21 protein-coding genes are annotated in these 21189 nt (G+C 43.6%); 13 read left to right on the forward strand and 8 right to left on the reverse strand.

What is annotated here, in order from left to right; all coding sequences use genetic code 11:
* Positions 1-27: 27 nt before the first annotated feature.
* The 3 genes from lnt to THEIN_RS03515 are packed head-to-tail and all read right to left on the reverse strand — an operon-like array spanning position 28 to position 3411.
* Complete coding sequence (gene lnt, locus THEIN_RS03505) at positions 28-1521, reverse strand: apolipoprotein N-acyltransferase (protein ID WP_013907320.1); 1494 nt, start codon at positions 1519-1521, stop codon at positions 28-30.
* Positions 1521-2327, reverse strand: coding sequence for a hemolysin family protein (locus THEIN_RS03510; RefSeq protein WP_013907321.1), 807 nt, complete (start codon positions 2325-2327; stop codon positions 1521-1523). Before THEIN_RS03510 ends, lnt begins: the two co-directional genes overlap by 1 nt.
* Positions 2320-3411: a VanZ family protein gene (locus tag THEIN_RS03515; RefSeq protein WP_013907322.1), complete on the reverse strand. Its 1092-nt coding sequence runs from the start codon at positions 3409-3411 to the stop codon at positions 2320-2322. Before THEIN_RS03515 ends, THEIN_RS03510 begins: the two co-directional genes overlap by 8 nt.
* A 36-nt stretch (positions 3412-3447) precedes the next feature.
* Between THEIN_RS03515 and THEIN_RS03520 the strand changes: the two genes are divergently transcribed.
* The 13 genes from THEIN_RS03520 to THEIN_RS03580 all read left to right on the forward strand — a co-directional run bounded on the left by THEIN_RS03520 (position 3448) and on the right by THEIN_RS03580 (position 15219).
* Positions 3448-4545, forward strand: coding sequence for an LptF/LptG family permease (locus THEIN_RS03520; protein WP_013907323.1), 1098 nt, complete (start codon positions 3448-3450; stop codon positions 4543-4545).
* Entirely contained in the window at positions 4546-5619 is a 1074-nt protein-coding gene (locus tag THEIN_RS03525) for an LptF/LptG family permease (protein WP_013907324.1), read from the forward strand.
* 2 nt (positions 5620-5621) lie between these two features.
* Positions 5622-6428 carry a menaquinone biosynthetic enzyme MqnA/MqnD family protein gene (locus THEIN_RS03530; RefSeq protein ID WP_013907325.1) on the forward strand — a complete coding sequence of 269 codons (807 nt, stop codon included), beginning with the start codon at positions 5622-5624 and terminating at the stop codon, positions 6426-6428.
* A complete protein-coding gene (locus tag THEIN_RS03535) occupies positions 6425-7297 on the forward strand; it encodes an XrtA system polysaccharide deacetylase (protein ID WP_217125055.1) in 873 nt (290 codons plus the stop codon). The genes THEIN_RS03530 and THEIN_RS03535 overlap by 4 nt, the downstream gene beginning before the upstream one ends.
* Before the next feature lie 45 nt (positions 7298-7342).
* Positions 7343-7552: a type II toxin-antitoxin system HicB family antitoxin gene (locus tag THEIN_RS03540; RefSeq protein WP_013907327.1), complete on the forward strand. Its 210-nt coding sequence runs from the start codon at positions 7343-7345 to the stop codon at positions 7550-7552.
* A complete protein-coding gene (locus THEIN_RS03545) occupies positions 7549-7776 on the forward strand; it encodes a type II toxin-antitoxin system HicA family toxin (RefSeq protein ID WP_013907328.1) in 228 nt (75 codons plus the stop codon). The genes THEIN_RS03540 and THEIN_RS03545 overlap by 4 nt, the downstream gene beginning before the upstream one ends.
* A 221-nt stretch (positions 7777-7997) precedes the next feature.
* Entirely contained in the window at positions 7998-8204 is a 207-nt protein-coding gene (locus THEIN_RS03550) for a hypothetical protein (protein WP_013907329.1), read from the forward strand.
* Positions 8186-8446, forward strand: coding sequence for a type II toxin-antitoxin system RelE family toxin (locus THEIN_RS03555; protein WP_013907330.1), 261 nt, complete (start codon positions 8186-8188; stop codon positions 8444-8446). The genes THEIN_RS03550 and THEIN_RS03555 overlap by 19 nt, the downstream gene beginning before the upstream one ends.
* A gap of 388 nt (positions 8447-8834) precedes the next feature.
* The gene (locus THEIN_RS03560; RefSeq protein ID WP_013907331.1) at positions 8835-9842 is read left to right on the forward strand and encodes a GNAT family N-acetyltransferase; all 1008 of its coding nucleotides are present in this window, start codon (positions 8835-8837) and stop codon (positions 9840-9842) included.
* Positions 9839-11023: a TIGR03087 family PEP-CTERM/XrtA system glycosyltransferase gene (locus tag THEIN_RS03565; RefSeq protein WP_013907332.1), complete on the forward strand. Its 1185-nt coding sequence runs from the start codon at positions 9839-9841 to the stop codon at positions 11021-11023. The genes THEIN_RS03560 and THEIN_RS03565 overlap by 4 nt, the downstream gene beginning before the upstream one ends.
* Entirely contained in the window at positions 11007-12134 is a 1128-nt protein-coding gene (locus THEIN_RS03570) for a glycosyltransferase (protein WP_013907333.1), read from the forward strand. Before THEIN_RS03565 ends, THEIN_RS03570 begins: the two co-directional genes overlap by 17 nt.
* Positions 12135-12233: 99 nt before the next feature.
* On the forward strand, positions 12234-14114 hold the full coding sequence (asnB, locus tag THEIN_RS03575) for an asparagine synthase (glutamine-hydrolyzing) (RefSeq protein ID WP_013907334.1): 1881 nt from the start codon (positions 12234-12236) through the stop codon (positions 14112-14114).
* Positions 14104-15219, forward strand: a complete 1116-nt coding sequence (locus THEIN_RS03580; RefSeq protein ID WP_013907335.1) for a glycosyltransferase family 4 protein — start codon at positions 14104-14106, stop codon at positions 15217-15219. The genes asnB and THEIN_RS03580 overlap by 11 nt, the downstream gene beginning before the upstream one ends.
* 266 nt (positions 15220-15485) lie before the next feature.
* On the opposite strand, the gene THEIN_RS03585 is transcribed toward THEIN_RS03580, so the two are convergent.
* The 5 genes from THEIN_RS03585 to THEIN_RS03605 form a co-directional block, all read right to left on the reverse strand.
* Positions 15486-16283 (reverse strand): sugar phosphate isomerase/epimerase family protein, encoded by a 798-nt coding sequence (locus THEIN_RS03585; protein ID WP_013907336.1) that lies wholly within the window; start codon positions 16281-16283, stop codon positions 15486-15488.
* Positions 16280-17401, reverse strand: a complete 1122-nt coding sequence (locus tag THEIN_RS03590; RefSeq protein WP_013907337.1) for a DegT/DnrJ/EryC1/StrS family aminotransferase — start codon at positions 17399-17401, stop codon at positions 16280-16282. Before THEIN_RS03590 ends, THEIN_RS03585 begins: the two co-directional genes overlap by 4 nt.
* Positions 17402-17544: 143 nt before the next feature.
* Entirely contained in the window at positions 17545-19065 is a 1521-nt protein-coding gene (gene wbaP, locus THEIN_RS03595; RefSeq protein ID WP_013907338.1) for an undecaprenyl-phosphate galactose phosphotransferase WbaP, read from the reverse strand.
* 182 nt (positions 19066-19247) lie between these two features.
* On the reverse strand, positions 19248-20795 hold the full coding sequence (locus tag THEIN_RS03600) for an ATP-binding protein (protein WP_013907339.1): 1548 nt from the start codon (positions 20793-20795) through the stop codon (positions 19248-19250).
* A 57-nt stretch (positions 20796-20852) separates the two neighbouring features.
* Positions 20853-21128 carry a ComEA family DNA-binding protein gene (locus THEIN_RS03605; protein WP_013907340.1) on the reverse strand — a complete coding sequence of 92 codons (276 nt, stop codon included), beginning with the start codon at positions 21126-21128 and terminating at the stop codon, positions 20853-20855.
* Between the last annotated feature and the right edge of the window lie 61 nt (positions 21129-21189).

Raw genomic sequence — 21189 nt, forward strand, 5'->3', positions numbered from 1 at the left:
CAGATTTGGCTTCCATAACTCCTTTTTTCATCTTCTCCTCCCCCACCAATTTTTGACGATTAAAAGCAAAGAACTCAATACACAAGCAATCGCCCACCAATCTCCATATCTAGTATAACAGCTTTCATAAGATAAATGTCTGACTACTACCGTAGGATACGCCTCTTTTTCGAGGGGAGTTCGAAGTATAATGCGACCATAGGGATCTATCAACCCACTAATCCCGGTATTGGCGGCTCTAACCAGATAACGCCTGTTTTCCACAGCTCGAAAAACCGCCTGGGCAAAATGCTGGTAGGGCCCGGCACTGGTACGAAACCAGGCATCATTGGTGGCTACCAGAAGTACCGTTGCTCCTTTTTTTACCTGTTCACGGGCCAAATCCGGGAATACGCTTTCAAAACAAATCAACCCACCAAAGGCCTCTCCAGGCTTTATCACAAGCGGTGAATGTTTTGGCCCAGGACTATAGCCTCCAGCAGCCACAGCAAAAGTTCGCAAAAAAGGTAATACATCTTCAAAAGGGACAAACTCCCCAAAGGGCACCAGGTGTTGTTTATCGTAAATGGCTTTTACATGTCCATTTCGGTCAAGCAAAAACAAGCTGTTAAAAATTTTGTAGCCGTTATTCTCGCGTTCTAATCGAGGAGTCCCCAAAATTAGATATACTTTGTGGAAAGCCACCCAGTTCGCTATCTTTTGAGATAAATTCCTCTCCAGGCCAAAGTAAAAGGGAAGAGCGGTTTCTGGCCAAATTATTACCTCTGGTTTTTCTTTTAAGGCCCTTTGCGAAAGGTTCAAATATTTTTCAAGGCTTTCTTCTTTTAATTCCGGCTTCCATTTTACATCCTGAGGGATATTGCCCTGAATAATGGCCACTTTTTGAGGCGTACCAGAAAATTTGTGATCCAAGGCCTTTGCACCGTAAAGGTAGGCACCCAAAAAAACCACCAAGGCCAAAGCTATAGTGTAACGGGCCTTAAATTGCTCGGTTATAAAGGCAAAGCAGGCATAATTAATCAGATAAAGCACAAAAGAAACTGCGTAAACGCCTCCAAGAGAAGCTATTTGAATCAAAAAAATATTTTCGTACTGGGTGGTGCCCAAAAAACCCCAGGGAAAAGCAAAAGGCACTTTGGCTCGTAAAAACTCAAAAGAGGTAAAAAGAGCAGCGCAAAACAAGGCATTTAGAGGACCGAGTCGCAACAAGCCAAGCTTCTCAGAAAGCCAGAAAGGAATGGCCAGATACAAAGCTAGATAAGCGGCCAGAAGAGAAAGAACCCCCACCGCGGCTAAAAACGGCAGCCCCCCAAAATCCATCATTACATTTATAAGCCAGTAAAGGAGGCCCCAAAAATAAACAAATCCGAAGATAAAACCAAGTCTAAAGCCCTGGCGAGAAACCTTTATGGCCTCAAAGACCAACCCTAGCGCAAAGAAAGCTAAAAAAGAAAAGCCTGCTTTAGGATGAGCTAGAAAAAGTAAACTTCCAGAAATAATGGCTAAAATATAAGGCCACATCAGATATCTTTCCTGAAACGGATCTTTTTAATTCGCCTTTCGTCAGCGGAAAGGACCTCCACATGAAGGCCATCAAAGCGAAACCGCTCTCCCTTTTCAGGGATACGGCCTGCCTGATTGATTATAAAACCAGAAATAGTTTCGTAAGGCCCTCTGGGAAGCTTTATTTTCAAAATCCGTTCTACGTCGTCTATTCTAACTAAACCATCGGCAATATACCAGCCTTCCTGATCTCTGGGGAAAACCGGGGTTTCTTCTCCAAGTATTTCTTCAAACAAATCAATTAGCGTAACCAGCCCCACGATAACGCCGCTTTCGTCGATAACCAGGGCAATCTGTTCTCTTCGTTTTCTAAATTCTGTTAATAGGTCAATCAATTTCAGATTTTCCGGAATTATATAAGGGGCTCGCAAAAGCTCTTTGAGGCCTGACGGATTATCATTCTTACACAAACGAAACAGGTCTTTTATATGAGTAATTCCTACAATTTGGTCAAGGTCTTTTTCATAAACCGGATAACGAGTATGAGGTTTTTGAAGAATAGTCTCTTTTATTTTTTCAAAATCAGCATTTACTTCAAGGGCCACTATGTCTTTACGGGGTACCATTACTTCCCGTATAGGAACATTGCGCACCTCAAGTATATTGATAATTATCTCCCCTTCTTCGGGAGAAAGAAGCCCTTTATCTTCACCTTCTTCTATTAACTCGGTTATTTCTTCGGTGAATTCTCTGGCTTCTTCCTGGGGAGACTTCCTGAAAATCTCTTTTATGGCTTTAAAAACCGAGGGTTTTTCCTCAGACAAAAGGGACCTCCGCACTTTTTTTCTGTAGTTTAACGTCCTTTGATGAAGCTAAAAGGCTTCTACCCAGTAACGTACCTAAAATGGCGAGAAAAATGGTCGTGGCATCGGCGTATCGGCCTACTATAAAAAGCTGGCCAACTTCTGCTACTAACGAAAGCAAAAAAGCTCCCCCAATAGAACCTTGAATAAGCCCCCAAAAGACAAAACAAAAAAGCTCTCTAAAAAGGGAAAAAATAGCACCGAAAGAAACATTATCATAAAAATACTTAAACGGTATCAAAGCGTCTATTTTAAATGAAGGATGCCGAAAAGAAAAAGGAGCCCAAGCCTCAAGCAGATAACAAATAGCAAAGGCCCAAACATAAAAATCTTTTTGTTTTATAAAAGACTTAAAAAGGAATGCCAAAATCAAACGCAAAAAGGATTTAATAGGATTTAAAACTATACCTACCACCAAATACCTAAACCCTTCTATCAGTAGCCAAAAGAATCCTAAAGAGGCCCAGGAAAACCTTTTAAAGGCATAGGCCATAAAAAAAGAGGATAAAAAAACATTGTTTAAACCCGGAGAAAAAGAGATGTGTTTGAGCTTATATTTTAAGTCTCCGATATCCAAACTGGGAATAAAAGGCTCGGCCAAAAGATAAAAAACCATAAAAAGGGCAAAGTATTCATCAAGGCTAAACCTGGACTTTCTAGGCAGGGAAAGAAAAGGCGCGGCTAAAAATCCGGCCACTGCTCCCAATGTATTTGTAGCTACATCAGTAAGAGAGGAGATTCTTTCTGGCAGAAACTGTTGAAAAAATTCAAGGGTGAAAGAAAATATAGCGGCAAAAAAGAATAACATCGCTAGGGAAATCCATTTTCGATAAGTCTTAGTGGCGTAAAACCAGAAGAAACCTATAGGGAAAAAAAGTAAAAAATTGCTGAAAATATCAGATAAAGAATGCTTTTCAGGATGTAATAGAAAGATTTTTAGCTCAATTTCCCTAAAATTTCCTAAAAAATTAAAAGGATAAAGGGTCAGATACACGATAATGGATAGGGAAATTAGCAAAAAAAATGAAGTAGTTTTCCCCTTCAAACTGGCCCTCTCTTTTTATTTTGGTAAAGTTAAGCCATGATTCTTTTTAGATATTTGAGTACTGAACTCTGGAAAAACTTTGTAATCACTCTTTTAAGCCTTACCTCTTTACTCCTTTTTACCAGATTTATCGGACTTTTGGTAAGCCTCACTGAGGAAAATTTGGGTGTCAAAGATTACTTACGCTTGATAACCTATTTCTTACCCCTTTTACTTTCCTATGCTTTACCTTTAGCGGCCTTAATGGCCTCACTCTTCCTTTTTATGCGGCTTGTTCAAGATAAAGAATTACTAGCCCTAGAAAGCCTTGGTCTTTCTTTTGAAAAGCTTTTACGGCCGGTATTTCTCTTTTCGATAATCACTTTGATAATTACTTATTTTATTACCCTTTCTTTTATTCCCTGGAGCAAACATGCTTATCGGACCTTTCTCTTTGAACTCACTAAAAGAAAAATAGAAAATGGTATTCCCGCTAAAACTTTTGTGCCTATCACTAACGGGTTAACCATGTTTGTAAAAAAGTCCTGGGAAAAAGGAAAAAACTTCGCCATTGTTTTTATCCTTGATGAAACCCAGAAGGGGCAAAAAGGGCTTATTTTTGCTAAAAAAGGCTGGTTTACCCTGAAAGATGATATCTTAGAACTCCATCTGGACAAGGGGAGTGTACACTTGATAAGCAAGGACTATTCTTCTGTCCAGGAAATTGAATTTCAAAAATATGTTTACCGAACCAGACTTAAAGAACTCAAAGCCACCAGAACTCCAAGCCGCGGTGAAATGAGCCTTAAAGAACTAAAAGAGAAGACCATTTCTTTGCCCCCTAATGATCCCAAGCGTGCCAAATATATAACTGAGTATTATCGTCGTTTAGCCTTTCCCTGGGCGGCTTTTTTTCTCCCTATTTTAGGAGCTTATCTTGGGAGTATGATAAAAACCTCCGGCAGAGTAACAGGAGGAGTAGTGGCTGTTATTCTTTATTTGGGCTATTATTTTTTGCAATCTCTGGGGATAAGCCTGGCTGAAACCCAAAAACTATCTCCTCTTATGGCTTCTAATATACCCAATATATTTTTGATTTTGGTACTAACTTTGCTATTCTGGGCAACTAAAAAAAGACTAATCAGGCCGTACTAAATGAAGATATACATCCGCTATCTATTAAAACCTTATTTTACTGTAGCTGCTTTGATATTCCCCGTCTTTATCAGCATTTACGCCCTTATAGAGTTTTTTGACAAGTTAGATAATGTACTTAAGGCCAAAGTTCCTCTCTATTTTTTACTAGAATATATACTCTGGCGCATCCCCGAAATCTTGTTTGACCTTTGGCCGGTATGTCTGGTGCTAGCCGGGCTTTTGGCCTTTGCTTTTCTGGCTAGAGGAAATGAACTTATTGCCTTTAGGTCTCTTGGTTTTTCGGCTATGCGACTTGCCTTCCCCTACGTAACCTTTGCCCTTCTCTTTTCTCTACTATTTGTCATTGTTTCTGATTCCCTACTTCCAGAATCGGCTTACCGATCAACCTTTGTTTGGGAAACTAAAATCGGTAAAAAAAATCCCCAGGGCGTTATCCTCAAAGGGAAACTCCACTTTAGAGGAATAAATTCTTTTTTTATAGGACAGCTGATAACCTCTTCGGTTACCTACGTAAGAAATGTTGTTTACGCCAAGGTGGATTCACAGGGGCAACCAGTGCGCATTATCTGGGCCAAAGAAGCTATTTTTAAAAACGGCCGCTGGATTTTTAAAAACGGAGTCGTAAAAGAAAAAAAGAATCACTTCATACCTACGTGGTTCAATGAATATTCCTTAATACTTGAGTTTGATCCGGATACAGTTATGCTAGTAAAAAAGACTCCAAGACTTCACAGCCTCCAAGAACTCTGGGAACAACGAAGTTTTCTAAAGCAAGCTGGCCTACCAACAGTGGTAACGGAAAGTGAAATTACTTATCGCTTGTGTTATCCTTTGCTTTCAGCCGCTCTGCTTCTATTTTCTCTTCCTGTATTGATGGGTCAACGTGGACGTGAATCTTTAGGCAAAGGCTTAAGCCTAAGTATCTTCTTTATGACCACGGGCCTAATAGCTTTTTTAATCTTCAAATATATTGGCGATAAAGGCCTTGTATCGCCTCTTTTAATTCAACCTTTAGGCCTCGTTTTTATTTCTTTAACAGGTGTTATGTTATTTAAAATTTTCAGGGTGTGACCATGCTTAAAATAGGGCTTGTTTCTTATTTGAATACGGCACCCCTTGTTTGGGGGCTTAACAAACAAAAAACTGCCTGGGGAATCTACGAGGCTCACCCAAGTGAGCTTAACCGATTACTTTCTCAAGGCGAACTTGATATGGCTCTGGTGTCTTCGTTTGAGTACGCCGCCCACGCAGAAAACTACCTACTCCTGCCAGACATTTCTATTTCCGCCACGGGGAGAGTGGGAAGTGTACTTCTTTTTTCGCGGCTTCCCCTGGAAAAGCTCTCTCACCAGGAAATAGTGTTAACCAGGGCCAGCGCCACATCAGTGGCTTTGCTCAAACTTTTACTTGAAGACTTTTGTGGCCTTAAGCCGCTTTATCGCCCCGGCACTTACGAAGAGAGCCGCGATGCCTCGGCTTATCTTGCTATTGGAGACGAGGCTCTTATCCTCAGAACCAAAAATAATTTTTTAGAATGCCACGATCTCGCCGCCCTCTGGATGGAACATACAAGGCTTCCCTTTGTCTTCGCGGTCCTTGCCGTGAGAAAAGAAGCCTGGGAACAAAAGAAAGACACCATAAAGGCCTTTGCCCGTGAACTCTATCTCTCCCGGGCCAAAGGCACAGCAGCCCTGGGCGATATAGCCAAAGCATGCCGAAACCTCACTTCATTAGGAATCAACGAATGCCTAGTCTATTTAAAAGGCATTGAATATGACTTATCTGGCTTAAAACAGGAGGCCTTACGCGTCTTTTTCAGACATCTGGTAAGGCGCGGTGAAATTCCTAAGCTTCCTGAACTTAAATTTGTGGAGCTATGATGATTAACGCCCTCTCCGTTGACGTGGAAGAATACTTTCAGGTAGTAGCCTTCGCCAAAGTGGTAAAACCTGAAGACTGGGACGTCTTCCCCCCGCGGGTGGAAAAAAACACCAAGCTTGTCCTTGACCTTCTAGCTGAGGAGGGCGTTAAAGCCACCTTTTTTTGCCTAGGCTGGGTGGCTAAAAAATATCCAGCTCTTATCCGCCTTATCGCCCAAGCCGGTCACGAAGTGGCCTCTCACGGCGTAAGCCACAAGCCTCTTTTTGAAATGACACCAGAAGAATTCCGTAAGGAGGCCCGCGAAAGCAAAAAAGTTCTTGAAGATATAGCTGGCCAGGAAGTTCTGGGCTTTCGCGCCTCTACTTATTCCGTCACCCGAAAGACCATCTGGGCCCTAAAGATACTTGCTGAAGAGGGCTACGCTTACGATTCAAGCATCTTTCCCATTTATCATGACCTTTACGGTATCCCCTCTGCCCCGCGTCGCCCTTTCGTGATCAAAGAACACAATCTCAAAGAATTCCCTGTTTCTACGGCCCGTTTAGGAAAAATGAACATTCCTGTGGCCGGAGGGGGCTATTTTCGGCTTTTTCCTTATTTTTTGACCAGGTATCTCCTAAAGCGCGTAAATAAAAAAGAAAAACTTCCCTTTGTTTTTTACGTACACCCCTGGGAGTTTGACCCGTCCCAGCCGCGCATAAAAGCGCCACTTAAATCTCGCTTCAGGCATTACCAAAATTTGTCGAAAACTAAAAAAAGATTCCATAAACTTTTAAAAGACTTTTCTTTCGCGCCGTTAAAAGAAGTTTTAAAATCTCTAGAGTCACTACCCAAAGTTAGCTTAAAAGAGCTGGTTGATGAGGGTTAAAAGAAAAATTCTCAACTAGAAAATAAGAATTGTAGGAGAATAAAAATGAAACTTAAAATCGTTTTAGAACCTAGCGAAGAAGGTGGATATACCGTATATGTTCCCGGATTGCCAGGATGTATTAGTGAAGGTGATACTGTAGAAGAAGCCCTTCAGAATATTAAAGAAGCTATAGAGTTATACCTTGAGCCCGTTGAAGATGATTTAGTCTCTTTTGCAGAAAAGCAAGTCAAAATAATAGAGTTAACTATATGAGTAAAGTCCCTAGCCTAAACTATGATAAAGTAATAAAAGCTCTCCAGAGAGATGGATGGGTTGTGGTGCGGCAGAAAGGGAGCCATATAAGGCTTCATAAATACACGAAAGATAAGAAATTGAAATTAATAGTTCCTGCACATAAACCGATTAAAAGATCAACTTTATCTCATATTTTAAAACAAGCAGGATTAAGTGTGGAAGAATTTTTGGAACTTTTATAACATTTAAAAATTTTGCAAAAAAAACAGAGACTGCTTCGCCCATACGGGCTCGCAGTGACAGTGAAGGTTACTTTGCTTTAGCGATTATGTCAGCGGCGATAATTTGTCGTGTAAAAACACTCGGATTAATTGTAGCCTAAAAGAGCTGGTTGATAAGGGTTAAGAAATATTCTAAACCTTTAAATAGATCTTTCAAAATTTTATGCTTCAGGAGACATAGTATGAAAACAAAAAACGTTTCTATTCCAATAGATATAATAATTGAAATGTTGAAAAAGTTAAATGAAGAAGAAAAGCAGGAGATTTTTGAAAAAGTATTTTTAGAAGAAGATACTTCCCCTTTAACAATTGAAGAAAAACAAGAAATAGAAAGATCAGAACAAGAATTAAAGAATAAAGAGACTATTTCATGGCCTTTTGGCACATAGAATTTTCAAAACAGGCATATAAAACTTATAAAAAATTAGCAAAAGGATATCAGAAAAAGATAGATAGTATTTTATATCTCTTGATAAATAAAGAAAGAATAGACATAAAACCTGTAGCAGGAGAAGAAGACATTTACAGGGTAAGAGTTGGAAAGTATAGAATGTTAATTAAAGTTTATAAAAAAGAACGCATTATTTTAGTAGTAAAAATAGGACCAAGGGGAGATATATATAAGAAATAATTCTAAAATTTACTTCAGCACACAGCTAACTAAAGGTGAAATTTTGCAAAAAAAACAGAGACTGCTTCGCCCATACGGCCTCGCAGTGACGAAATGGAGTCAGCTCCTCGCAGACACAGGAAGGACGGCTCTTCGTAGAGACAGTAAGAAATATTGTCATTGCGAGCTACTTTACATTGTCATTGCGAGCGAAGCGAAGCAATCCTTGTCCCGAGCGCAGCGAAGGGATCTCGGAGACTGCTTCGTCGCCCTCGGCTCCTCGCAGTGACAAAGAAGGAAAGGCCTCGCAGTGACAGCGAAGGTTACTTTGCTTTAGCGATTATGTCAGCGGCGATAAATTTGTCGTGTAAAAACACTCGGATTAATTGTAGCCTAAAAGAGCTGGTTGATGAGGGTTAAGAGAGTATTTTTAAACGAAATCCCCGACTGGGACGACTTAATAAAGGATTTCGCCCCTGGGCCGTATCATCACCTGGCCTGGCTTAAAGCTGTGGCTAGGGCTTACGGCCACGCCCCTGTTTTTTTGCTGGCCTATGAAGGCCAAGAGCTCCGTGGGGCGCTGCCACTGGTTATCTTTAAAGGCTTTCGAGGGAAAAGCCTAATCTCGCTTCCCTTTGGTGATTACGGCGGGCCCCTTGCTTCTGACGAAGAAGCCCAAAAGGCCCTTGTTTTTCACGCTCAAAAAATAGCCGAAGAAATAGGCCCTCTTGAGATCAGGTTTCCCGAAAAACCGGCCTTTCTTCCGAAAAATAGCGGCCAGGTAGCCAAAGTAAGACTTCTTCTTCCCTTGCCAGACGAAAGCGACGACCTTTGGAAGGCACTCAAATCAAAAGTGCGCAGCCAGGTGCGGCGCCCCATGAAAGAAGGCGCCGAGGCGGTAGTAGCCGGAGTTGAACTTTTGCCAGCCTTTTACCGCATTTATACCAAAACCATGCATTACCTGGGCTCTCCGCCCCACGCCCTTTCCTGGTTCAAAAGCATCGTTTCTTTTTACGAAGATAAAGCCAGAGTGGTTATGGTTCACCTTAAAGGGAAACCTCTGGCGGCAAGCATTATCATTTTTAGTAACGAAACAGCCACGGTGCCCTGGGCCGCTTCACTGAGAGAATATAAACGCATAAGCCCCAACATGCTCCTTTACTGGCAGATGCTCTCTCTCGCCATAGAAAAAGGAGCCAAAATTTTTGACTTTGGCCGTTCAACACCTGGTAGTGGCACCTATCGCTTCAAAAAACAATGGGGAGCTGAAGAAAAAGCGCTCTTTTGGTACCGCGTGCCAGCCGAAGAAGAAAAGGTCTCAAAAGTGCGGCCCCTGATAGAAAAAATCTGGCAAAAACTTCCAGAAAAGGCCGCAAATTACTTGGGGCCGAAGCTAAGGGGGCGCATCGCCTTATGAAGCGCGCCATCTTTATTGCCCACCGCTTCCCCTTTCCCCCCAACAAAGGCGATAAACTAAGGGCCTATAACATCCTGAAATACTTGACCAGGCGCTACGAAGTAAGCCTTATCTGCCACCTTGACGAAGAAAGAGACCTTAACGAGCTTAACCGCCTGGACTTACCCCTTAAAAATGTATTTTTTGACTTCAAGCCCAAAAAATGGCGAAAACTTGCTTCTTTTAAGGCTTTACCCAAAGGTAGTCTGTCAGTAGTTTACTTTTACGCCAAAGAGTTGCAGGTCCGTTTCAATCAACTAGTAAAAAAAGATCCAATAAGTCTTATTTTTTGTTCGTGTGCGCCGGCCGCTGAATATGTTTTCCGAGGGCCTGAAACTAAAGCCCGCCTTTTTCTTGACTTTATGGACGTGGACTCGGAAAAATGGCGTCTTTACGCTGAGAGATCAGGGTTTCCCTGGCGCTTGGTGTATGCCCTTGAGGCCGGTCGCATGCGGACATACGAAAAGAAAATCGTCAAGGCCTTTGACCGGGTCTTTCTGGTCTCCGCGGCTGAAGCTGCGCTTTTTCAAGAGAAGGTGGAAAGTAGCCCGAAAGTAACGGTGCTTGAAAACGGCGTTGACCTTGATTTTTTCAGCCCGGCTTATCGTTCAAAACTTAAAAAAAACGGGCCAACTGTGGTTTTTACCGGAGCTATGGATTACTGGCCAAACGCCGAAGGGGTAATCTGGTTCGCCAGAGAAATCTGGCCGCTGGTAAAAAACGAGTTCCCTAAAGCCACTTTTTACGTTGTAGGCAAAGACCCTTTGCCGGAAGTAGAAGCTCTATCTAAAGAACCAGGGGTTCAGGTGACAGGTTTTGTGCCAGACGCCCGCGATTATATCTCTCTTGCTGATGTGTGTGTGGCCCCACTCAGGCTGGCCCGCGGCATTCAAAACAAAGTGCTTGAGGCCATGGCCATGGCCAAACCCGTAGTGGCCACACCAGAGGCGGCTGAAGGTATCACGTTTCAGGAAAGCGAGCTTCTCGTAGCTCACCAGGCAAAAGATTTTGCTGAAGCCGTTAAGGAATTATTGAAAAACCCAGTCAAGGCCCATAAAATAGGCCGGCTCGCCCGCAAGAGAATGGAAAAAGACTATAGCTGGGAGAAAAAGCTAGAGGTGCTTGATGCTTACCTACCCTGAGCCCGTAATATGCCACGTGGCCCACGCTTTAAACCCGGGCGGCACAGAACGCCTGGTCTGCGAGTTGGCCCGCGCCTTTAGCAAAAAAGCCAAAGTAATAGTGGCTACCCTTGAAGAGCCCGGAAAATGGGGGCTTGAGTTGCGGCAAGAGGGCATCCCGGTTTTCCCCCTTTTTCGGGAGCCAGGTATTGATTTAAACCTGGTCTGGAATTTGAGCCGCCTTATAAGAGAACATCGGATAGCGCTGATTCACGCCCACCAATACACGCCTTTCTTTTATGCCGGCCTGGCCAGGCTTTTTAACCCGGGGGTTAAACTCATTTTTCATGAGCACGGCCGCCATTACCCGGAGGTATTAAAACGTCCGAAAAACATCTTTAATCGCCTGGTGCTTCAGCCACTTGCCAGCGAAATAGTGGCTGTATCAGAAGAGGTCAAAGAAAGGCTTGTAAAATATGAAGGCCTTTCCCGAAAACGAATACGCGTGATTTATAACGGTATCATTCCGCCGGAAACAATCCCTGCGGGAGAAAAGGAAAAAATCAGAGCCAGGCTCGGCTTTAGCAGAAAGGATTTTATAGTGGCCACAGTAGGGCGTTTTGACCCTATAAAGAACCTGCCTATGCTTCTTAAGGCCATTGCCATGGCGAGGACCAAAGCCTCCCAAATTAAAGGGCTTCTCATTGGTGACGGGCCGGAAATGGAAAAATTAAAGGCCCTGACAAAAGAACTCGGGCTTTCTGAACACATAATTTTTACAGGCTTTCGCCAGGACGCGGTGAAACTGGTGCAAGTGGCCGATGTTTTTGCCTTATCAAGCTTCAGTGAAGGCACTTCGTTGGCTTTGCTTGAGGCTATGGCCGTGGGGCTTCCGGCGGTGGTTACCGCTGTTGGCGGAAACCCTGAAATAGTCAAAGACGGCCAAACCGGCCTCCTGGTGCCAAGTGATGACGAAGTAAAGATGGCCGCGGCCTTAAGCCTGCTTGCTGAAGAGCCGAATCTCAAAGTTAAAATGGCTGAGGCGGCCCAAAAGCACTTTTTTGAGCACTTCACCTTTGCCAAAATGGTAAAAGAATTTGAAAAACTATATGAAGAGACTTTGGCCGCATAGGAAAAAAGTGAGAAGGTCTTTCTCCTGTCACGGCAAGGAGCCGTGTGGGAGATCCCTTCGCTGCGCTCGGGACAGGCGAAGCAGTCTAAAGAGGATTAAATGTGCGGGATAATCGGCATAATAGACCTTTCAGGTGTTTCTAAAAAAGACGAGGCGATGGTCCGCCAGGGCCTGGCCCTCCTGAAGCACCGTGGCCCTGACGAAGAAGGTGTCTTTAAAGACAACCAGGCCGTGCTTGGGCATGTGCGCCTTTCCATAATTGACCTCTCTAGCGGCCGCCAGCCCATGGTGGACGAAGAACTCACCGTGGTCTTTAACGGTGAAATTTATAACTTTCTTGGGTTGCGGAAAGAGCTTGAAGCCCTGGGACATAAGTTTGAAACCCGAAGTGATACCGAAGTAATTCTTAAGGCCTATCGGGAATGGGGCCCAGATTGTGTGGAAAGGCTATCTGGCATGTTTGCCTTTGCCCTCTGGGATGCTGCTAAAAGGCGTCTTGTCCTGGCTAGAGACCGCCTGGGCAAAAAACCGCTTTATTACACCGTGAAAGGCCAGCACCTCGCTTTTGCCTCGGAGATAAAGGCGCTTTTACCGGAGCTTGATAAAAAAACTTTAGACCCAGAAGCCCTTGACTGCTATTTTTCCTTCGGCTTTGTACCCTCACCCAAAAGTATTTTTTATGGCATTAAAAAGCTACCTCCAGCCCACGTGGCTGTCTTTTCGGAAAACGGGCTATCTCTCAAACGTTACTGGGAAATAAAGTTCTCTCCCCGGCCTTACACCCTTGATGATGCCCTTGAAGAATTCTTTACCCTTTTTGAAAAGGCCGTATCTATCAGGCTCATAAGTGATGTACCTCTTGGGGCCTTTCTTTCTGGCGGAATAGACTCACCGCTGGTGGTAGCCCAGATGACCCGCCTCCTTGACCGTCCGGTGCTTACCAATAGCATTGGCTTTGACGATGAAAAAACGAGCGAATTGCCACTCGCCAGAGAAATTGCCAGGCACCTCGGCACAGACCACCGCGAATATCTGGTTAAACCTGAAGCCGCCGAAATTCTTCCCGGGTTAATTTATCATCTTGATGAGCCCCTGGCGGACTCAAGTGCCCTTCCCACTTATTATGTGTGCCAGATGGCGCGGCAAAACGTAACTGTAGCGCTCTCTGGGGACGGCGGCGATGAGTCCTTTGGAGGCTACACTTTTCGCTATTTGCCTCATCTCTTTGAAAGCCGTTTGCGTAAAAGAATCCCGCTTCCCTTAAGAAGCACTTTCTTCAGGCTCCTTGGCAGCCTTTATCCGCGAGCCTCGTGGTTGCCTAAGCCTTTACGGCTCAAGACCATTTTTCAAAACCTGGCGGTATCAGATGTTAGGGCCTTTTATCAGGATCTCGTTTGGCTTCCGGTTGATATTCGCGAAGAAATTTATTCAGCGCAGTTTAAAAAAGAGCTTGACGGGGCAAGCCCTTTTGAATGGATATACCCTCTTTACCAGCAGGTAAAAGAGCTTGACCCGATGAGCCGGGCCCAGTTTGTTGACCTGAATTTTTATCTACCAGAAGACGTCCTGGTCAAGGTGGACCGTATGAGCATGGCCGTGGCGCTTGAAGTGCGCTCACCACTTCTTGATTATCAACTGGTTGAGTTTGCCGGAAAACTCCCCCTTAAACTCAAAGTCCGCGGAAATACAGGAAAAATACTTTTGCGCGAGGCCCTGAAAAAGTTCCTTCCAGAAGGGCTAATCTCAAAGCCCAAAAGGGGCTTTGCCGTACCAGAGGCCAAGTGGCTTAGGGGTGAACTTAAACCTTTTCTGGAAGAAGCCCTGGCGGCCAATGATTCGTTTATCTGGCAATATTTAAGCCGGGAAAAAGTTAAGGTCTTGTGGCAGAAGCATTTATCTGGCCGTTTCAATCTCGGTGTGTTTTTCTGGGGGCTTATGATTTTGCGCCTCTGGGAAAAGGAGTTCTTCTATGAGGCTTAGGGTTTTACAGCTTGGCAGCCCCACCGGGCTTTACGGCGCTGAGCGCTGGATCCTGGCGCTAATCAAGTATCTTGCCCCAGAGAAGGTAGAAACCATTGTTGGTGTCATCCGTGATGACCCGGCCCTTTCTGCGCCGCTTCTCTCTGAAGCCCAAAAGCTCGGCTTTGAAACCGTAGCCATTAACGCTTACGGCCGTTTTAACCCCGAAGCCGTCAAAAAATTAAGGGCCTACCTTAAAGAAAAAGGCATTCATATTCTTCACACCCATGGCTACAAACAGGATCTCGCCGGATTTCTCGCCACCAGAGGCTTAAAGACCAAGATCATCGCCACTCCCCATGGCTGGAGCAAGGAACCCGACTTTAAGCTCGCTGTTTACGAGACTTTAAACCGTCTGGTGTTTCTCGGGCTGGATAAGGTAGTTCCTCTGTCAAAAGAGATTTATCAGGGGCTCTTGCGCATTCCGGGGCTTAAACGCAAATTAACCCTTATCGTCAACGCCGTTGACCTCTCCGAGATTGAAGCGGTAAAAGACGTGCCAGAAGAAGTCCTCGCCCGCAAAAAAGAGGGCTTTTTCATTCTTGGTTACATCGGCCAGCTCATTCATCGCAAGGGGTTGGATATTCTTTTAAAGGCGCTTTCCCATAAAGAGCTTTCAGATTGTTTTCTTTTCGTGGTAGGCGAAGGCCCTCTCAAAAACGAGCTTAAAGCCCTGGCCAAAAAGCTTGGCCTTTTTTCACGGGTAGCTTTTACCGGCTATCGTGAAGACCGCTTGAACTTTTTACGCGGTTTTGATGTCTTCGTATTGCCTTCTCGTCTGGAGGGAATCCCCCGTTGCCTTATGGAAGCCATGGGTATGGGGAAACCGGTAGTGGCCTCAGCCATTGAGGGCGTGATGGATTTAATCCCTGAAGACGGTGAAGGTGGCCTGCTCTTTCCAGTGAAGGACGCACACGCTTTAGCCCAAAAAATCGCCATTTTCAAGGGAGACCAAAAGCTCAGGGAAAATATAAGCCAAAAAGCCCGCCAGATTGTAGCGGAAAAGTTTTCCGCCGAGCGCATGGCCAGGGAATACGAAGCCCTTTACCAGAGCCTCTTTTCTTAAGGGGGAGTAGAGACATCGCTGACATAAGTCGCCAGGACGAAGGCCTCTAGCTGTCGCGGCGAGGCCTCGTTAGAGGCCGAAGCAGAGATCCCTTCACTTCGCTCGGAGTGACATAATAGTAGCTGGCTAATGGCTAATAGCTGATGGCTAATCACTTTTCACTTGCGAACCCAGATAGCAAAGCAATCTCCCCTTGCCATCATTATCCCACGTTGTCACGGCAAGCCCGTATAAGTAGTCTCGCAAATAAAGCATACAAAGGACTTTTACCAGCCGATTTCGGAAAATAGCTTTTCCAGGTAGGCAAGGCCTGGTATTACGTCTTCAGGGCGATGGGCCTCGTAAGTCACCAGGGGTTTTATCCCCTTCTTGGCCAGTTGAGCAAACATGTTTTTAAAAGGGATTTTTCCCTGGCCAGGGGGCAGGTGATCGTCCCAGGTGCCATCGTTGTCATGCACGTGGAGCTCAAAAAGGCGCTGGCCAAAAGCCTCAACCCAGGGCTCCCAGGAAGACTTGGCAAAGGCCAGAGCATGGCCAGCATCAAAGCAATAGCCCAGGTTTGGCGAAGCAATCTTTTCTACAACATCTGTTAACCAGCTTGGGTCAGGCTCAAGCACGTTTTCTACCGCCAGTTTAAGTTTTAAATTCTCAGCTTCGCCAGCCAGCGAAATAAAACTTTCTCTAACGGCCTCCTGCCATTTCTCCCGGCGCTCAAGGTGATAGGCCGGGCTGTAACCGGTGTGCAAGACCACTACTTCAGGCCCAAAAAGAGCCGCCACTTTGAGGGCTTCTTTCAGGCGTTTCACCGTTGCGTTTTTTATGGCGCTATCAAGCGCTCCCAGAGAAAGGTCCCTAAAAGGACTGTGAACGCTGCACTTTACCTGATGTTCTTTGAGTATTCTTGCCGCGGCTTCAAAGTCCTCAAAAGAAAATAGATCAAGGGCTCCGTCGTCAAGGCCTACTTCAAGGCTTAAGCCCTGCTCAAGGGCCAAGGGTAGATATTTTTCAAATAGAACAACAGGAAGGGCAAGATGCACCTCTTTTTTAATCTTTTCTGAGATCACAAGGCCTCCTGGTAAAAAGCCGCTATGGCCGCAGCTATCTTTTCCTGGTCCTCTTTTGAAAGGAAAGGATGCATGGGCAGGGAAATTACCTCTTGCGCAAGCCTTTCCGCCTCTCGCAATTCGCCCTGAGCATAGCCAAGGTCTTCAAAAGCTGGCTGTAAGTGAAGTGGCCGAGGGTAGTGAATAGCCGTAGGGATCCCTTTTTCAGATAAAAAATTTGCCAGCTCATCTCTTTTGGTCACGCGCAAGGTAAACTGGGCATAAACCGAATAGCATTCTTCGGGAACCTGTTGAAACTCAACTGGCAAATCTTTTAAAAGCTCACGATATCTTTTAGCCACTTCCTGGCGCAGCTCTAATTCGCGAGAGAAGTGTTTAAACTTTACCAGAAGAAGGGCGGCCTGGAGGGTATCAAGCCGCGCGTTTAAGCCCTGGTGTTGATGAAGATAACGTTCTGTCTGGCCGTGCACCCGAAGGGCCTTTATTTTTTGGGCAAGGCCCTCGTCATCAGTAAAGACCATGCCAGCGTCTCCGTAAGCCCCAAGAGGCTTGGCCGGGAAAAAAGAGGTAGCTGAGGCCACGCCAAAACTCCCTGACCTGCGCCCGGCACACTCAGCTCCTAAAGACTGGCAGGCATCTTCTATAAGCCAGAGCCCTTCCCTATCGCAAAAAGTTTCAAGCTCTGGTAAGTAAGCCGGAAGGCCAAAGAGGCTTACAGCTACCACTGCTCGCACTTGATAGCCTTTTTGGCGAGCTTTTTCCAGGGCCTCTGAAACGGTCTCAGGGGTGAGGAGAAAAGTTTCAGGATCTATATCCGCAAAGATGACCCTTGCGCCAACACGTCTTATTACCTCAGCCGTAGCCACAAAAGTAAAAGGAGTGGTAATAACGGCGTCTTGGGGGCCAAGTTCAAGGGCTTTGAGGATTAACAAAAGGGCATCTGTGCCTGAAGAAGTGCCTATAGCGTATTTAGTGCCCACAAACGAGGCCAGTTTTTCTTCAAGCTCTTTTACCTCAGGGCCAAGAATGTAGCGCCCGCTTCTTAAAACTCTTAAAGCCGCTTCTTCTAACTCTTCCTGATACAGGCGATATTGCTTTTTCAGGTCAATAAATTCCATGGCCTCATAATTTACTACCTGGGAAAAATTTTTCTAGAAAATTTTCTGCTAGGCCCAATAATCTGACTCTTTGTGGTGTTTGGGATAGGTTGGAAGAAAAGCTCTTTGGAAAAAGAAGAGAGGACCACAATAGCCGAAGGAAGCTAAACCGCACCTTCTCTTTTGAGAACTACTTTTATAGTTTTGACAAGAATAATGAAATCTAACCACAAACTCCAGTTAAGTACATACCAAACGTCCATTTTTAGCCGGTCTTTAAAAGTCAAATTATTTCTTCCACTAACCTGCCATAATCCAGTTATACCTGGTCTAGTCAGAAGAATCAGACTTTGATATTGGGCTAGATTTTCTTTTTCTCTTGGTAAGTATGGCCTCGGTCCGACCAAAGACATATCTCCCTTAATAACATTAAAAATTTGGGGTAATTCATCTAAAGAAGTTTTTCTTAAAAATTTACCCACTCTAGTTACCCTCGGGTCAAAAGTTTTTAATTTTTTAAATAAAATCCACTCCTCACGTGCTTCCGGGTTTTTTAACAAATATTCTTCTAACATCTGATCGGCATTCTCATACATACTACGAAATTTGTACACTTTTATAGGTTTACCAAAACGACCTATTCTTTCATGGACAAAAAGAACTGGACCAGGAGAATCTAATTTGATTAGCAATGCAATAACTGCCATTATAGGTAAAAGAATAGGCAAAAGTAAAAAAGACAAAATGCAATCTATCAGTCTTTTAAGTAATCGATTTGTGGGAGACTTTAGATTGTTTTTTACTTTGATAAGAAACAATTTTTCGTTGAAAAGAGTCTGTGTTTCTGTATTTAACATACCAAAATTAGCAAGTTCAGGGATAATACACACTTCTTTCACAAGATTCTGAACGTTGCTAAGAATACTGGAAAGATGACCATTAGGAAAAGCATTACTATTTACAAAAATGGTATCTACTTTTAAAAAAGAAATAAACTTTGTAAGCTGTTTTAATGGAGAATATACCTTTACTCCATTAATTACTTTATTTTGATAAATAACATTATCATCCAACAAACCAACTACTTGATAACCTAAAAAAGAGTCATTAGAAAGAGATTTAATAAGTTTTTCCACTCCTTCAGAAACTCCAAGTATAAGAACTTTTCTTCGATAACGAGTAAAGTGAAAAAGCAAAATTTTAAGAAAGTAACGAAATAACGGAAAAATCAAAAAAGAGGAAACAAACATCAAACCAAGTGCGAGACGGCTTACCTGAGGGCCCAATTTTTTAATAAAAATTAAAGTAAAGATGGCTAAAAAAGCTAATATCAAAGCTCGGAAAATTTCTCTTGTCTCTTCCCAAAAACACAATCTTCGGTCATAAAGACGCTGATATATCATGAAGAGCGGAAAAGGCAGGAATAGCCACCAATTAGCAAAAATAAAAAATCCCTGGCTTAGAGAGTATGCAGGTATAGCATGAAAAAAATCACCCAATAAAATACGAATAAAAATAGCTATAAAAAATGAAGCGAACAAAGCCAAAATATCTGTCAAAAATAAAAACAAATAGTAATCAAGAGGGTCAGCAAGCCTAGGGAAAGTTTGCTGACGAGAAACGGATATACCCTTTAAAGAAGAGCTATATCTTTCTACTTCTTCTTTTAATGATAATCCTTTCACCTACCACCCCAGAAGATATTAACAAAAAATATACAGTTTATTTTTCTTCAAGCAAGCCTAATTTCAGCAAATCATAAAATGGTGCTCCGAAGGTGATATAAACCCATGTGTTCAAGATTTTTTTCCTAAGAAAATGACTTGATAAGAAGTTGGGCTAAACCCAGGAAGACTGCGAAGCAGTCTCATAAAACCTCTTCCCACTCAAAGCCTACGATATTGCGTTCTTTTTGGCTGAACTCAATCCCTATAAGATAAATCTTCCCGCACCCTGTAAGATACTTTTCGTGATACTTCTTGGCTTTTAGTTGCTCAAGGGCTCTTCCCTCCGGCTCTATCTCCACCACCTTAAATTCAAACAAATAACACCTATCCTCAAATCTTACCGCCATATCTAGCCGGCCTTTACTCGTAGACTCTTCTACTCTTACATCTAAGCCCAAGGCCGCAAAGTAGGCGTAAAACACACTGGCGTAAAATCCTTCGTAGCGATGCAACTCCGTCTTACGATACCAGTCATGTGGTATGCCCGCAAAAATGGCCTTAAAGACTTCCAGCAGCAAAGGAACATCGCCACTTATGAGAATTCTGGCAAGTTTAGTTTTGTTATGCGTTTTGGTGGAAATGTCTTCAAATATATAGTTTAGCACATGGTCTGCCAGGGCTTTTTTAACCTCTATGTTCGGATACTTGAGTTTGTAAACTGCTTCGCCAGGAAGAAGCTCTATTTTTTCGGCTATAGTGAGATAACCGGTTTGGAAAAGAAGGGTCTCAAGTTTTATGTTTTCAACTTCAAAGCTTTCAATGAGTTCTTCTCCCGCTTCAAGGTTCTCCAGGTCAGGCAGGCAGTAGCGTTTTTCAAATAGGAGCTTGATGAGAAAAGTGGGCGTGCCGGTCTCAAACCAGTAGGGCCTGAAGATCTTTTCCCTCAGGAAAAGCAAAATATCAAAAGGGTTATAAACGGGCTCTCCTAGCCAGGAGTAGCCATTATACCAGCGGCGGACTTCGTCTAAATCAACCCCTTCAAGACGATCGGCAAAGACTGTTTCAAATTCGCTTTGCGTGTAACCGCAAATGGTGGCAAAAGATGGCGAGATAGTTATGTCTTCAAGGTTGTTCAGACCAGAAAAGAGAGAGACCTTGCTGAACTTGGTAACACCGGTGATGAAGACGAACTTAAGATACGGGTCAGCATCTTTTAAGACCGAGTAGAAGTTTTTAAGTTCCTCGCGTATTTCGGTAGCAGTTTCTGTTTTGTTTATATTGTCAAGGATTGGTTTGTCGTATTCGTCTATGAGGACTACTACTTTTTGACCGCACTTTTGGTAGAGGGTTTTAATGAGTTCCATAAAACGATCTTTAATATTTGAATACTGTAAATTGAGTTGGTAGTCTTTTTCGTGTTCTTTAATAATTACTCTTTCGGTTTCCTGGAGTTCCTGCACACTCCTATGTACCCCGCTACCAAACGAAATGTAAATAACCGGATATTTAATGCTCCAATCCCAATTATCCTCTAAGTAAAGGCCCTCAAAAAGTTCCCTTTTGGCTAAAAAGGCCTGGCGTAAGGTGTCAAGAAATAGGCTTTTACCAAAACGCCGCGGACGAGAAAGAAAATAATATTCTCCTTCTTCAACCAGTTTTTTAACAAACCGGGTTTTGTCAACATAGTAATAATTTTCCGTACGAATTTTTTCAAAACTCTGAATACCTACAGGAAGCTTTTTCTTCATACAAACATTATAACAGAAAAAACTTAGTCAGGGCATGCAAGCGTGCCCTGACTAAAACTAATCTTTCACCGGCTCAATGGTTACGAGAGGGCGAATCTTTTCAAGTTTTTTAGGACCAATGCCTTTTATCTCAAGTAATTCATCAACACTCTTAAATGGCCCATATTTTTCACGATACTCAACGATGGCGGCGGCTATTTTAGGGCCAACTCCTGGTAGGTTAGCGAGTTCTTCCTGACCGGCCACATTCAAATTAATAGAACCCGCCCATGCCGAGACCACCAGAAACACACTAAACAAAATACCCAGCCATAAACTTTTAAGCTTCCTCATACCCACCTCCTGAGTTATTTAAATAAAGTTTTCGGCCAGGAAGCGGGTTAGCTTAAATTTG

Source organism: Thermodesulfatator indicus DSM 15286, assembly GCF_000217795.1.
Classification (GTDB): Bacteria; Desulfobacterota; Thermodesulfobacteria; order Thermodesulfobacteriales; family Thermodesulfatatoraceae; genus Thermodesulfatator; species Thermodesulfatator indicus.